Annotated in this window: 13 protein-coding genes; 4 read left to right on the forward strand and 9 right to left on the reverse strand. The window is 68.8% G+C overall.

Annotated elements, in window-relative coordinates; genetic code table 11:
* Positions 1 to 21: 21 nt before the first annotated feature.
* The gene (locus ACTIMO_RS07030) at positions 22 to 732 is read right to left on the reverse strand and encodes a DUF6318 family protein (protein ID WP_448181945.1); all 711 of its coding nucleotides are present in this window, start codon (positions 730 to 732) and stop codon (positions 22 to 24) included.
* Positions 733 to 907: 175 nt separating this feature from the next.
* On the opposite strand from ACTIMO_RS07030, the gene ACTIMO_RS07035 reads away from it, so the two are divergent.
* Both ACTIMO_RS07035 and ACTIMO_RS07040 read left to right on the forward strand, forming a co-directional pair.
* Positions 908 to 2,140 (forward strand): amidohydrolase, encoded by a 1,233-nt coding sequence (locus tag ACTIMO_RS07035; protein WP_448181946.1) that lies wholly within the window; start codon positions 908 to 910, stop codon positions 2,138 to 2,140.
* The gene (locus ACTIMO_RS07040; protein WP_448181947.1) at positions 2,137 to 3,546 is read left to right on the forward strand and encodes an amidase; all 1,410 of its coding nucleotides are present in this window, start codon (positions 2,137 to 2,139) and stop codon (positions 3,544 to 3,546) included. The genes ACTIMO_RS07035 and ACTIMO_RS07040 overlap by 4 nt, the downstream gene beginning before the upstream one ends.
* 25 nt (positions 3,547 to 3,571) lie before the next feature.
* Here the strand turns inward: ACTIMO_RS07040 and ACTIMO_RS07045 are convergent, their stop codons facing one another.
* The 7 genes from ACTIMO_RS07045 to ACTIMO_RS07075 form a co-directional block, all read right to left on the reverse strand.
* Positions 3,572 to 4,423, reverse strand: a complete 852-nt coding sequence (locus ACTIMO_RS07045; RefSeq protein WP_448181948.1) for a DUF6994 family protein — start codon at positions 4,421 to 4,423, stop codon at positions 3,572 to 3,574.
* A 23-nt stretch (positions 4,424 to 4,446) separates the two neighbouring features.
* The gene (locus ACTIMO_RS07050) at positions 4,447 to 5,601 is read right to left on the reverse strand and encodes a hypothetical protein (protein WP_448181949.1); all 1,155 of its coding nucleotides are present in this window, start codon (positions 5,599 to 5,601) and stop codon (positions 4,447 to 4,449) included.
* 36 nt (positions 5,602 to 5,637) lie between these two features.
* Complete coding sequence (locus tag ACTIMO_RS07055; RefSeq protein ID WP_448181950.1) at positions 5,638 to 6,465, reverse strand: nuclease-related domain-containing protein; 828 nt, start codon at positions 6,463 to 6,465, stop codon at positions 5,638 to 5,640.
* Between the two features lie 173 nt (positions 6,466 to 6,638).
* On the reverse strand, positions 6,639 to 7,502 hold the full coding sequence (locus tag ACTIMO_RS07060; RefSeq protein ID WP_448181951.1) for an ABC transporter permease: 864 nt from the start codon (positions 7,500 to 7,502) through the stop codon (positions 6,639 to 6,641).
* Positions 7,492 to 8,559: an ABC transporter ATP-binding protein gene (locus ACTIMO_RS07065; protein WP_448181952.1), complete on the reverse strand. Its 1,068-nt coding sequence runs from the start codon at positions 8,557 to 8,559 to the stop codon at positions 7,492 to 7,494. Before ACTIMO_RS07065 ends, ACTIMO_RS07060 begins: the two co-directional genes overlap by 11 nt.
* Positions 8,495 to 9,691, reverse strand: coding sequence for a LolA family protein (locus tag ACTIMO_RS07070; RefSeq protein ID WP_448181953.1), 1,197 nt, complete (start codon positions 9,689 to 9,691; stop codon positions 8,495 to 8,497). The genes ACTIMO_RS07065 and ACTIMO_RS07070 overlap by 65 nt, the downstream gene beginning before the upstream one ends.
* 220 nt (positions 9,692 to 9,911) lie before the next feature.
* Positions 9,912 to 10,172, reverse strand: a complete 261-nt coding sequence (locus ACTIMO_RS07075; RefSeq protein WP_055769848.1) for a GlsB/YeaQ/YmgE family stress response membrane protein — start codon at positions 10,170 to 10,172, stop codon at positions 9,912 to 9,914.
* Positions 10,173 to 10,363: 191 nt separating this feature from the next.
* Here ACTIMO_RS07075 and ACTIMO_RS07080 point away from each other — a divergent pair, with 191 nt between their 5' ends.
* Both ACTIMO_RS07080 and ACTIMO_RS07085 read left to right on the forward strand, forming a co-directional pair.
* Complete coding sequence (locus ACTIMO_RS07080; RefSeq protein WP_448181954.1) at positions 10,364 to 10,846, forward strand: PGPGW domain-containing protein; 483 nt, start codon at positions 10,364 to 10,366, stop codon at positions 10,844 to 10,846.
* Between the two features lie 110 nt (positions 10,847 to 10,956).
* Positions 10,957 to 11,361: a four-helix bundle copper-binding protein gene (locus tag ACTIMO_RS07085; protein WP_448181955.1), complete on the forward strand. Its 405-nt coding sequence runs from the start codon at positions 10,957 to 10,959 to the stop codon at positions 11,359 to 11,361.
* Positions 11,362 to 11,398: 37 nt separating this feature from the next.
* Here ACTIMO_RS07085 and ACTIMO_RS07090 read toward each other — a convergent pair whose 3' ends face one another.
* Entirely contained in the window at positions 11,399 to 12,628 is a 1,230-nt protein-coding gene (locus ACTIMO_RS07090) for a helix-turn-helix domain-containing protein (RefSeq protein ID WP_448181956.1), read from the reverse strand.
* Between the last annotated feature and the right edge of the window lie 35 nt (positions 12,629 to 12,663).

Genomic DNA, 12,663 nt, shown 5'->3' on the forward strand with positions numbered 1-12,663 from the left:
GAACTCCGTCCGCCGCGGTGCCTAGCCCTCCGGTGACTCGGTCACGGGTGGTGCCGTGTAGTCGACCAGCTGCCAGGCGCCATCGACATAGCGCGCCGTCACGGTGTGCGGGGAGTTCGGGCTGGCCTCGCTCGAACCGAGCCACCCCTCGCCGGAGAAGTAGAAGATCTCGCCCTGCGTGGTGGTGATCTCCGCGGTGTAGGTCCCGGCGGCATCCGGGACGAAGTCGGTGGAGAAGTCTGCCAGGGTGGTGGCTCCTCCGAGAGCCCACCCGAGCTGATAGATCTGTGCCATGGCGGTTTCGGCATCCGCGCAGAAGGTGCACGCGGGGTCGCTGACGGCTCGGAGTGGCTCGAGGTCGTTCGCCTCGTAGGAGTACGACAGCAGACTCAGCCAGTGCGAGGTGAAGGCCTCGAGCCCCTCGCGTGACTCCTCGTCCGCTTCCGCCGGCATTGCTGGAATCGGCAGATTCGCGGCGGGCGCGGCCGACGACGCCGGCCTCGGCTCGGCGCGGGCAGCGGTGGGTTGCGCCGAGGCTTCGGGCATCGCCGTCTCCAGCGCCGGCTCAGTCGACGGTGCTGCCTCCGTAGCAGTGGCCGTAGCCGTCGTCGCCCCCGCCTCCGGCGGTTCGTCCCCCGTCCCTGCCGGCGCGTCGCAGGCCGTCAGCGACAATGCGACACCGAGGGCAAGGGCGAGTACGGAGCTGCGAGCCCGACTGGACGTGATGGACATACGATCTCCTCCTGCACGACGCCAGAGAAGGAGCCGAAGCCATCATGACCTATCGGGGAAGGCCACGCGTCACCGTGGACGCAGTGTCGAGGTCGGAGTTCCGGGGCCAGCTCTCGCGTCGGGGAACCACCACCTGATGTACTCGTGCACGGGCCACGTCTTCCGAAAGGACACCATGACCATCGACACCGCCGTCTTCGACCTCTCCGATGCGCACACCACCGCGATGCACGAGCTGTACCGGCACCTGCACGCGCACCCCGAGCTCTCCATGCAGGAGACGCACACCGCGGCCTTCATCCTCGAGAAGCTCACGCACCTCGGACTGGAGACGTTCATGTGCGGAGGAACCGGCGTCGTCGGGATCCTGCGCAACGGCGACGGACCGGTGGTCGGCTACCGAGCCGACACGGATGGCTTGCCCATGCAGGAGGACACGGGCCTCGACTACGCGAGCACGACGACGGGCACCCTGGCCGACGGGACGGCCGTCCCGGTGATGCACGGCTGCGGCCACGACACGCACATCACCGTCGGCCTGACAGCGGCACAGCTGCTGACCGAGCACCGCGAAGCGTGGGCCGGCACGGTGGTGTTCATCTTCCAGCCCGGTGAGGAGATCGGTGAGGGCGCCGAGGCGATGGTCGAGGACGGGCTGTGGGACAAGGCGCCGAAGCCGTCCATCATCTACGGGCAGCACGTCTGGCCCGGACTGGCCGGAACCGTCAATATCAGCAAGGGCACGGCGATGGCGATGGCCGACTCCTGGCGGGTCACGGTGCACGGAAGGCAGGCCCACGGTTCGCAGCCCGAGCAGTCGATCGACCCGATCGTGCTCGGCGCCCACATGGTGGTCCGCATCCAGACGATCGTCTCGCGGGAGGTGCACCCCATGAAGTCGGCCGTCGTCACGATCGGCACGTTCCATGGCGGACTCAAGGAGAACATCATCCCCGCCTCGGCGGAGCTCACCCTCAATGTGCGGACGTTCGATCCCGAGGTGCGGGACCGCGTGCTGGCCTCGCTCCGCCGGATCATCAGCGCCGAGGCCGCGGCATCCGGGGCGCCCGAGCCGATCATCGAGGAGATCACCAGCTTCCCCCAGTGCTACAACGACCCCGCGTCCACCACGGACCTGATGGCCGTGCTCGGCGAGGTGCTGGGCGAGGACGCCGTCATCGAGGCGCCGCCCGTCATGGGCAGCGAGGACTTCGGCCTCCTCGCGGAGGCCATCGGCGTCCCCAGCGTCTACTGGTTCTTCGGCGGGCACGCGCAGGACACGCTCGACGCCGGCACCCCGCCCGGCAACCACTCGCCGTTCTTCGCACCGGTGATCGAGCCGACCCTGACCACCGGCGTCCGCGCGGCGATGACCGCGCTGCTGTCGACGGTGGGGACGACGGCGTGAGCGCTGCGCTGCACGAGCTGTCCGCCGTCGAGCTGACCGGTGCAATCCGCCGTCGCGAGGTGTCTGCGCGGGAGGCGCTCGACGCGCACGTCGCGCGGATCGACGCCGTCAACGGCTCGATCAATGCGGTCATCGCGGAGGACCGGGAGGGTGCGGCGGCGCTCGCGGCCGCGGCGGACCGGCTGACGACGTCGGGCGCTGATCTTCCGCCGCTCCACGGCCTGCCGATGACGCACAAGGACACCCACAACACGCGGGGACTGCGGACCACGCAGGGGTCGGCGATCTTCAAGGACTTCGTGCCGACGTTCGACGACCTCATCATCGGGCGCCTCAAAAAAGCCGGAGTCGTCACCACCGGCAAGACCAACGTGCCGGAGTTCGCCGCCGGATCGCACACCTTCAACGAGGTCTTCGGGACGACCGTAAATCCCTACGACACGCGTCGCAGCGCCGGGGGCAGCAGCGGGGGCGTGGCGGCGTCGATCGCGGCACGCATCCAGCCGCTGGGCGACGGCAGCGACATGGGCGGGTCGCTCCGCATCCCGGCGTCATTCTGCAACGTCGTCGGCTACCGGCCGTCCATCGGCGTGGTGCCGTCCCTGCCCACGCGCAACGCCTGGGCGTGGCTCTCGCGGCACGGGCTGATGGCGCGCGATGTCGAGGACATCGCCCTGGGGATGACCGCGATCGCCGGGTCCGATCCGGCGAGCCCGTTCGGCTACCCCGTCACCAGCTCTTTCGCCGATCCGCTGCAGCGGGATCTCACGGGCCTGCGGATCGGGTGGTCACCGGATTTCGGTCTCGGCGTGCCGGTGGACCGCGAGGTGCTCCGGGTGCTCGAGGGGCAGCTGCAGGTCTTCACGGACCTCGGCGCGATAGTCGAGGAGGCGGCCCCGGACCTGCGCGACGCCGACCAGGTGTTCGGGACGACGCGCGCCTTCGACTTCGTGCTCGGACTCGGTGAACTGGCCGCGAAGCACGGTGACGCGATCAAGCCGGAGATCCGGTGGAACATCGAGCAGGGGCGGAAGCTGACGGCGCAGGACCTGGTGGACGCAGCCCTCGCCCGGACCCGGCTCGACACCAGCGTGCGCCGCTACTTCGGGAGGTACGACGTCTTCGCAAGCCCTTCCGCGCAGGTGCTGCCCTTCGACGCGGCGTCGCGGTACCCGACGTCGGTCAACGGCGTCGACTTCGCGACATACCTCGACTGGATGCGCTCGGCGTGCCTCGTCTCGGCGACCGGGCTACCGGCGGTCTCGGTCCCGGCAGGGTTCAGTGAGGGCGGCCTGCCCGTTGGGCTGCAGCTCGCGATGCCGCACGGGAGCGACGTCGGACTCCTGCAGGTCGCGTACGCGTTCGAGCAGGCGACGGGCTGGGCGAAGCGGGCGCCGGCCCTGTAGGCACTCCGTCCCGACAACTCAGGCGCTACTGACGAACCTCTATGTCGGGGTGATTTTCTGAGACCCACCTAGCCATTCGATGCTGCCGCCCAGCGATGAATTCAAGCGAAGCCTCACGGTAGGTGACATACTCCTCGGTCGTCGCGGGTGTTCCGGCGTATCTGAAATTATCGAACGGCAGGAAGAACTGGACCTCGGTGTAGTCATGCGCGACGAGATCCCGCAGGTGAAAGAAGTTCACGAATTCGGTGAACCCGTCGAAGAGTGCGAAGAAGTCCGCGTAGGCGTCGATGACGCTGGCGAGAGGGCTTTCTGGTACTCCGAGGTAGTGACGGCGGATGCACTCGAGGGTGAGGTCAATACGATCAGCGATCCGCAGTCTTAGACCTCGCGCCGTGTTCATGGTGGGACGGTCTTTCGATCGGACGGGCCAGATCATTGCACTGCCGATGGTGTACTGCGGGTTGAGGTAGCGAGACCGCTGGTCCTCCTCCAGCGAGGCGAGTGCGCTGGCCAGCGATTTCGGCCTGGACCACGTGGTGTAGGAATTGGTGATTGCATCACTGCCATACCAGGACCTTCCTCCAGACGTGTCGGTGAAGATCAGGTAGCCGTCCCGACGTCTTCTCTGCGCGGTTGGGGAAAAAATAAGGCCGGAGCGCAGAGGTTTTGTCCAGAGCAACTCGTGGTCCAACCGGAGTCTCGGACTGTCTCTGTCCGCATCGGGTCTGGTTTTGGCGGGTCGGTCTGACTTGTAGTCGAACGACGTGTCGAAAATCCTGATTTCGGATGATTGTGAGTGCTTCAAGGTTGAGACCGTTTCATCTTTGGGGATCGGATAGGCGGACGACTTTTTAATACAGATACGAGGGCTCACGGGGCCGATCATGATAAAGACCTCTACCTGCTCAATCTGACGATCGATGGAGCAGCCGGGTCCTTCACGGCAGCTATACCTGCCGCCGCCGCCTGCGCGAGGCACCACGTCACGAGGCCGCCGAGGGCAAGGCTCGCGAGCTTCCTGTCCCGGTCGAGGCGCTGCCCCACAAGCGCACCGAATTGCCCCACGTGCACTCCGCTCGCGCGTAGCTGCCCGTCCTGCAGGGCAGCGAGGAAGGCCGCACGGACATGCTCGGGACCGGCCGACGGTGGGACGTGCTGCACGACGTGGCGTCGCAGGTGGCCGCTGACCGAGGTGTTCCTCCTGGGCGTTCCGGCGGCGGGAGGTGCTGCTGGTGGCGTGGCCACAACGGCCGGGGCACCCGCCGGCGCCTTCGCAGCGGTAACCGCTGCTGCCGGTCGCACCGGAACCGCGGCTGCCTCCGGGGCGGGTGCTGCTGCCGAAGTGAGCTCCTGCTCGGCGAGCGCCGCGAGTTCCAGATGCAGCGCCGCCAGTTCGCGGTGGATGGCAGCGACCCTCGACGGCGGGCCCGGCGTACCGGTACCGGTCGCGAGCTTACGGCGGATCACGGTCGAGACGGCGCAGCGGAACAGTGCGGCCAGTGTCTCCGCGAGCGCGGTCCTCCCCGCGTCGGCCGCGACCACCAGCGGTACGGGCGAGGAGCGGCTCTCGATGGTCCGGGCCAGTTCCTCGAGCGATCCGTGCACCGCCCCGAACCGCAGGCGCTCCTCCTGCGTCGCCGGCCCGACCTGCGGCGAGTAGACGCTCTGGAAGGGGTTGATGGAGACGAGGTCAGCGGACGGGAAGTGGTCCTTCGCGACGACCTGCCGGAGGACCCTGCGGACCGCGTCGAGTTGCCGCGCCACCTGTTCGACCGGGTTCGGCACGCCGGCACCGGTCACGAGGACCCACGGCTCGCCCACGTCCCGCACCCGGGAGACCGCCGCCGGGTACCGTTTCCACTCGCTGAGGATGAACGTGCCCCTGGTCGCGTTGTAGAAGAGCCAGTCCACCTCGGCGACCGGGAATCCCGGCGCGTCGACCCGACAGTTGCTGAACGCCCAGACGTGGTCGCCGAGAAGCTGATGCAGGCGGTGAACGTCTGCCGGAGCGGCCGTATGGGCGGCAGTGTTCGTCGAGGGGAAATGGAGCACGGGTGTCTTTTCGGCGGGAGGGGAGGGGCGGACCGGTCAGAACGGCGGCAGGACGCCGGCCACGGTGGCGAGGGCGGCGGCCGGCATGGCCAGGAGCCAGCCGATGCGCCTCCGTCGTGCCTGGTGCACCAGGTGCTGGAGGGCAGAGAACCGGGCGACGACGTCGGCGGGCGAGTGCAGCTCCGGTGGCGTGCGGCGCCAGGTGGACGGCTGGGCCGCTGCCGCTGCGAGGATGGCGACGTGGTCGGCGGTCAGGACCACGGGGCGACGGGTGAGCCAGCGGAGGAGCTGGTCGGAGGTCAGGACGGTGACGCTGCTGTGCTTCTCCTTGACCGTCAGCCTGCGGGCTCCGACGACGACGATCGCCGCGTCCACGGTGACCTGATGGCACACCGCTGCGGCCAGGAGCTTCGCGGCCCTGGTGGCTTCGTGCTCGGCGTTGCGGACGTGCGGCTGCCGCACACCGTTCACCATGAACGTGCCCTTCGCCGTCCAGATGGTCTGGCCCGCGTGATGCTTCGTGTTGAGCGTGTAGACACCGGTGGGGCCGATCACCACGTGGTCGACGTCGGAACCCTTCTCGCCGACCGGCACGGCGTGGAGCACCCGCCAGTCCGGGCCGAGGGCTGCCAGGCGCCGCCCGACGGCGCGCTCCCCGAGCGCGCCCTGGTACCAGGGCCAGGCGGAGGCTCCGAGCGGGCTGGCTCCGAAGAGGCGCTGCAGGCGTCCACGGGCCGGCTGCCCGGACTGGAGGGCCAGCACTTCCTCCATGACCGACTGTCCCGGCTCCCGCCGCATGAGGAGGCCGACCGTCTTCCCGGTCATCAGCCCCGGGTGCTCCTCCATCGGCTCGGCACTGCTCATCGCCTGTTCCTGCCCGTTCGATCGGTTCCCGACGGGACCCGTCCAGCCCCAAGGTGACCCGGGCGGTCTAAGCCCCGCCCGGGTCACCTTGAATCTATCGGGGAGTCCTCAGGGCGGATCCGTCACGAGCTGCCGTGGGACGGCAGGATTGCCTCAGGGTTTCCGCACCCCCGTCAGCTCAGGATGTCCTTGGTGCTGAACCGCCCGTAGGCCAGCGTGCCGAAGACGGCGATGTATCCGGCCTGCAGCACGGCGTTGTCGATGAAGGAGGACCAGACGATGGGCTGTCGCAGGAAGTCCGCGAAGCCCAGCCAGTAGTTCGTGAACAGCCAGGGGTGCAGCCACTCCAGCTGGGGCAGCGCCCCGAGGATCTGCGCGACGGCCGCGAGCGCGGCGGTCGCCGCCATGGCTCCGACCGGGATGGTGGTGAGCGTCGAGATGAACAGGCCGATGGCGCTGAGACCCATGAGGGACACCGTGACGTAGAGGGCGAGCAGCAGGAGCCGCCCGAAGTACCCGCCGACGCCCACGGTGTCGCCGGACAGCAGCGTCACCGGCCCCACGGGGAACAGCAGTGCGCCGATGATGGCGCCCGTGATCACGACCGTGAGCGTGGCGACGAAGCAGAACAGGGCCGCGCCGGCGTATTTCACGAGCAGCAGCCGGATGCGCCCGGCAGGAGCGACCAGCAGGTACCGCAGGGTGCCGAGGTTCGCCTCACCCGCGATGGTGTCGCCTGCCACGACCCCGATGGTCAGCGGGAGGAAGAGTGGTATGGCGACGGTGAGTGCGGTCAGCGACACGAACAGGCCGTTCTCCGTGATGCTGTTGAGGAAGGCGGGTCCCCGTCCGCTGGCCGAACCGTTGGAGGACACGCGGACGACGACGGCGATCAGGATGGGGATCAGAGCGAGCGCCCCGATCATCGCCCACGTGCGGAGCCTCCGGAACAGCACGGTGACCTCGGACAGGACGAGCGTGAGCCCGAGCGATCCTCCGGCGCGGGGTGGGCGGGTGACTGCGGATTCAGCCGGCAACGTCGAACCCCTCTCCGGTGAGTGCGACGAAACGGTCCTCGAGCGAGGCACCGCTGGCTTCGAAGCCGCGGACCCGCACGTCGGCACGCACGAGTGCGGCGTTGACGGTCTCGGGCAGGAGCCCGGGTACCGAGAGTTCGGCCGTGATGACATCGTCGCGTCCGTGCGGTTCGGGCGTCAGCCCGAGTCCGCTGAGGACGCGGTGCGCGTCCGCGAAGTCCGGCGTGGCCACGCGGACGCGAGCCGTGCCTGCGGACCTGAGCTCGTCGAGGGTGCCCTGGGCGACCAGCTGACCGGCGCTCATGACCGCGATGCGGTCGCACATCTGCTCGACCTCGGCCAGCAGGTGGCTCGAGACGAAGATGGTGGTGCCGTCATCGGACAGGGACCGGATGAGGCTGCGGACCTCCCGGGTGCCCTGCGGATCGAGTCCGTTGGTCGGCTCGTCGAGGATGAGCAGGTTCCGCGGGGCGAGCAGCGCGTTCGCGATGCCCAGCCTCTGCTTCATGCCGAGGGAGTAGGCTTGCGCCCGCTTCTTCGCGGCATGGCTGAGGCCCACCCGTTCGAGGGCGGCGTCGACGCGGGCGTTCCGGGTGGCGGGCGAGGTGTGGCGGTCCGCGGCGTCGAAGCGCTGCAGGTTGGCGCGCCCCGAGAGGAACGGGTAGATGGCCGGGCCTTCGACCAGGGCGCCGACCCGCGGCAGGACCGCCCGCGCATCCTTCGGCATGACGCCGTCGAGCAGGCGGATCTCCCCGCTCGATGCGGCAGCCAGTCCGAGGAGCATGCGGATGGTGGTCGTCTTGCCTGAACCGTTTGGGCCGAGGAAGCCGAAGACCGAGCCACGGGGAACGGCGAGATCGACGCCATTGACGGCCTTCTGCCTGCCGAAGACCTTGGTCAGACCGAGCGTCTCGATCGCGAGGGTGTCCCCGCTCACGAGCGGGCCCGCACTGTCCGTGCGGGCCCGCTCGAGAACCTCGGTGGTGCTCCGGTCACTGCTGGGCGGCGGCGACGAGCTGGTCGACCCCGACCGCGCCTGCGAGGATTCGGCCGTCATCGGTGACGAGCACCGAAACGAGCGAGGTCTGCAGGGCCTTGCCGCCGTCCACCTCGGTGAGTGCCTGCTGCAGGAGCGCCTGGGCTCCGGCGACTTCCTCGGGGTCCATGCCGGGCTTGATCTCCATGATCTCGCCCATTCCCGCGGCTTCCCCGTCGCCGAGGTCCAGGCCGAGCTGACCCGCACTGCCGGCGGGCAGCTCCACGATGGTGCTCCAGTCCTCGCCGATGACGGTCGGCTGCTCCGGCGTCTCGGCCGGTGCTCCCTCTGCCTCCAGCTTCGCCCGGGCCTCGTCCGCGGTAGGTGCTTCCGTGACGGTGGCTCCGGCAGGAGGCGTGAAGTCGAAGATGCCGGCATCAGGGGTGCTGAAGTCGACGGCGCTGAAGCCCGCCGTGAAGGCCGGATCCTCCTGGCCCTTGGCCTGGACGGTGACGCTCAGCGGCACACCTGTCTCGGCGTCGACGCTGACGGCGATGGAGCCGATCAGTGTTGCAGGGTCCTCAGGGGTGAGCAGGAGCTGGTACGCGCTGCGTCCCGCGACGCGGCTGGTGCCGTCCACGGCCACCTCGGTGCTGGGGTCGATCCTCGCGAGGAAGGTCTGGGCCAGTTCGGCGGGTGTGCGGGGGACGTTCTGGAGCTCCGGGTATTCAGCAGCTTTCTGCTGCAGCTTCGCTTCGAGCTCGGCCTTCGCGGCGTCCTGGTCCGGCAGCACGGCGTGCGTGGCCTCGTTGGACTCCGAGTCGTAGTACCAGGCGTCGGTGGTGTTCACGACGACGTCCCGCTGCGCGAGCTGATCGAGGACCTGCACACGTGCCTTGTCCGGACCGTCGACATACACCTGCGCGGTGTGGTCGCCGGTCAGCAGTTCGAGGGCCATGGAGGTCGGGTCCGAGCTGGAGGTCCCGCCCGGGGGAGTAGCCATGCCGATGTCCGGGAGGCCGAGGTCCGAGGACTGTTCCACCGTGCCGGAGTAGGCGTCGTCACTGCTCGTCGCGACGAATTCGAGCAACTCCTGCGCGGTCTTCGCGGGGAGTTGCGGTTGGGCTTCGGCCACTGCGGACCCACTTACGGCGGCAGCGACGATGACGACTGGGACGATGCCGGCGGGGAGCCAGCGCCAGTTCTTGTTCATGATTGAGCCTTCCGAACGTTTCTGTGCCCCATCTGGTGTCAACGCTACACCTGCACTGTGACAGTTCTCGGGGCACGTGTACTGGGTGAACGAGCGGGAGGGCCGAGGCGTGCCGGCATCCGCCGGACGGCGTTGCACGGCGCGGAATGCGGCGTCGGCGGCGGACCGGTGACACGAAGAAGGGGCGGCCGGAGCCGCCCCTTTCGTGCCGCGATGGGCCCTAGCGCGTGACGCGGCGGCGACCGGCGAGGGACTCGGCGACGCCGATGAGCAGCACGGCGGCGATCACGGCGAGGACGAAGCCCAGGACGTTGAGTTCGAAGATGCCGCCCGTGTTGAAGAACTGCGCGATGAGCCCGCCGATGATGGAGCCGACGAGGCCGAGCAGGAGGGTCGCGAGCAGCCCGAGGTTCTGCTTGCCCGGCTTGATGAGGCGGGCGAGTGCCCCGATGATGAGGCCTGCGACGAGGAATCCGATCATGATGTTCTCCTTCTGTAGCGGCCCGCCCTGCGGGCGGGAAGTCTGTGAGTGATCGTGCCGGTCACGAACCCTGATGCCGAACCACTTCCTCGAGGGGGGAGCAACCCGGTGCCAAGCGGTGTCGGAGTCCTTGCCGCGATCTGGTGTCCCCTCAACGATAGAGGAATGCACAGCTGGCTGAGTACTTCGTGATGGCACGATCTCCTCGACAACGGCGCGGGCGCGGGTCCGTGTTCGCCGGACGGACGCGCCCCCACGGCGTCGGCCGCATCCTCGGCCTGGTGGTCGGATGGCTGCTGGTGGTCGTCGGACTCGCGGCGCTCGTGCTTCCCGGGCCCGGCCTCCTTGCGCTCGTGGCAGGCCTCGCGGTGCTCGCCCAGCAGTACGAATGGGCGCGGCGCTGGTTGCAACCCGTCAAACGCAAGGCCTTCGCCGCAGCGGCGCAGGGCGTGGCGAGCATCCGGAACATCGTCATCAGCTTCCTCGGCGCCCTGGTGCTGGTGCTGCTCGGTGTCCTCTGGGGTCTCAACCCACCGGTGCCCGCCTGGTGGCCGCTCGATGAACGGTGGTGGTTGCCCGGTGGCTGGAGTGTCGGCTCGAGCCTGATCCTCTCCGGGCTCCTTGCTGCGGCCTTCATCGTCTACAGCATCCGGCGCTTCCGCCCTGTGGGCTGACGATCACCGGTCGGTCCCGATCCGAGGATCCGGTGGCGGAACGGAAAGTAGTAAGCGTACTGTCGAATGCGTGTCCGGCCGGGCACGAGACCGATCCGAAGGAGTCTGCCATGACAAACGCCGGTGCGATGCTCGACACCTACCCGCAGGACCGCGACGGCTTCGACCGCGATCTGCTGGTCGCCTGCCTGGACGCGTGCTTCGACTGCGCCCAGACGTGCTCGGCCTGTGCGGACGCCTGCCTTGCGGAGGACATGGTGGCCGAGCTGCGGACATGCATCAGGGCCAACCTCGACTGCGCCGACATCTGCGTGACGACGGGGCGCATCCTGTCCCGCCACACGGGGTACGACGCGAACCTGAGCCGCGCCGTCCTCGAAGCCTGCCGTGCGGCCTGCACGGCCTGCGGTGACGAGTGCTCGCAGCACGCGAACATGCATGAGCACTGCCGGATCTGCGCCGAGGCCTGCCGTCGCTGCGAGCAGGCCTGCGAGGCCCTGCTCGCGTCGATGTAGGCGACAGCCCGTACGGCCGAACGACCGAATCGTCGCTTCAGGCGTCGAGCGCTCGTATCTGGTCCGTCAGCTCACGGGCCTTCTCGTCGGCACCGGCTTCCCCGTGCAGGCGGGCCGCCTCCCCGAAGTGGTGCACCGCCTGCCTGCTGGAGCCCAGGGCTGCGTAGTACATCCCGAGGCATTCCTCCAGATCTGTCAGGGTCTCGAAATCCAGAAGCTCCCTTTGCCCCGACACCGTCCCCAGGAAGCGGCCGGCGGTGTCGAGGTCGCCCACCAGCAGAGCGTACCGGGCGAGCGCGAGTGCGAGTTCGAGACGCTGCGCCTCCGTGCCGATCACCGTGAACCCGAGCTCGGCGAAGTCCAGGGAACGGCGGACGGACGCGTCCGCGAGACCTGCCTGCAGGTGCAGGGTGGCACTCGATCGGTGGAACTGGGCCCACGCGGCCAGATCGGCCTGCGGCAGGAGGAGCCGTGCGGCGAGTGCGTGGTATTCGCGGCCCTTCTCGATGTCCCCCCGGCGGAAGGCGATGTTGCCGACGGCCCAGGCTCCCCGGGCGATGAGCAGTGACGGCACCGTCACCGAATCGGGTGTCAGGTCGAGGCCGGTCGCGACGTCCCACGCGTCGTCGAGGTCGCCCTTCACCGACAGGGCGGCGATGAGGATGAACGTCGCCTGGAAGCGGACGGACGCGTCATGGTCCGCCAGGTGTTCGACGATCTGCACGGCCTCCTGCGCGAGCGCCACGGCCTCGTCGAGCCGTCCGAGGCTCCGCGCGATGATCGAGAGACGTCCGAGGACGATCGAGGACATCTCGGGTGTCGGGGCCAGCAGGGACGAGGTGTGCATGCGCCGGAGTACGGCCTCGGCCTCCTCGAGGCGACGCCGGGAGATCAGGGACTGCGCCTGGAGCATCGACATGTCCCACCAGGCCGGTGCGTTCTGCTGTTCGTGGGCGATGACGGCGGCGTGCTCGGCCTCCGAGGCGGCGAGGGAATCGTCCTGCAGGTCCCGGGCGTAGTTCGCGGCGAACATCGCGGTCGCGAGCGCGGGCTGGTCATCCGCGGCAGGAGATTCCACCCACCAGCCCAGCGTCTGCACGTCCATGCCGAGCTGTGCGGCGAAGTGCCGCACCATGTCCGGCGTCGGCTGGCGTTGCCCCTGCTCCAGCAGGGAGATGAAGCTCGGGGAGTAGACCTCGGCCCCCAGTTCGGCCTGTGTCAGCCCTTTGGCGCCGCGCGCCTGGCGCAGCATCTCCCCGAATCGCATGACCGTGTTCTTCCCCCCGAAGTGCCCCGCAACCC

The organism is Arthrobacter sp. CP30 (assembly GCF_053470025.1).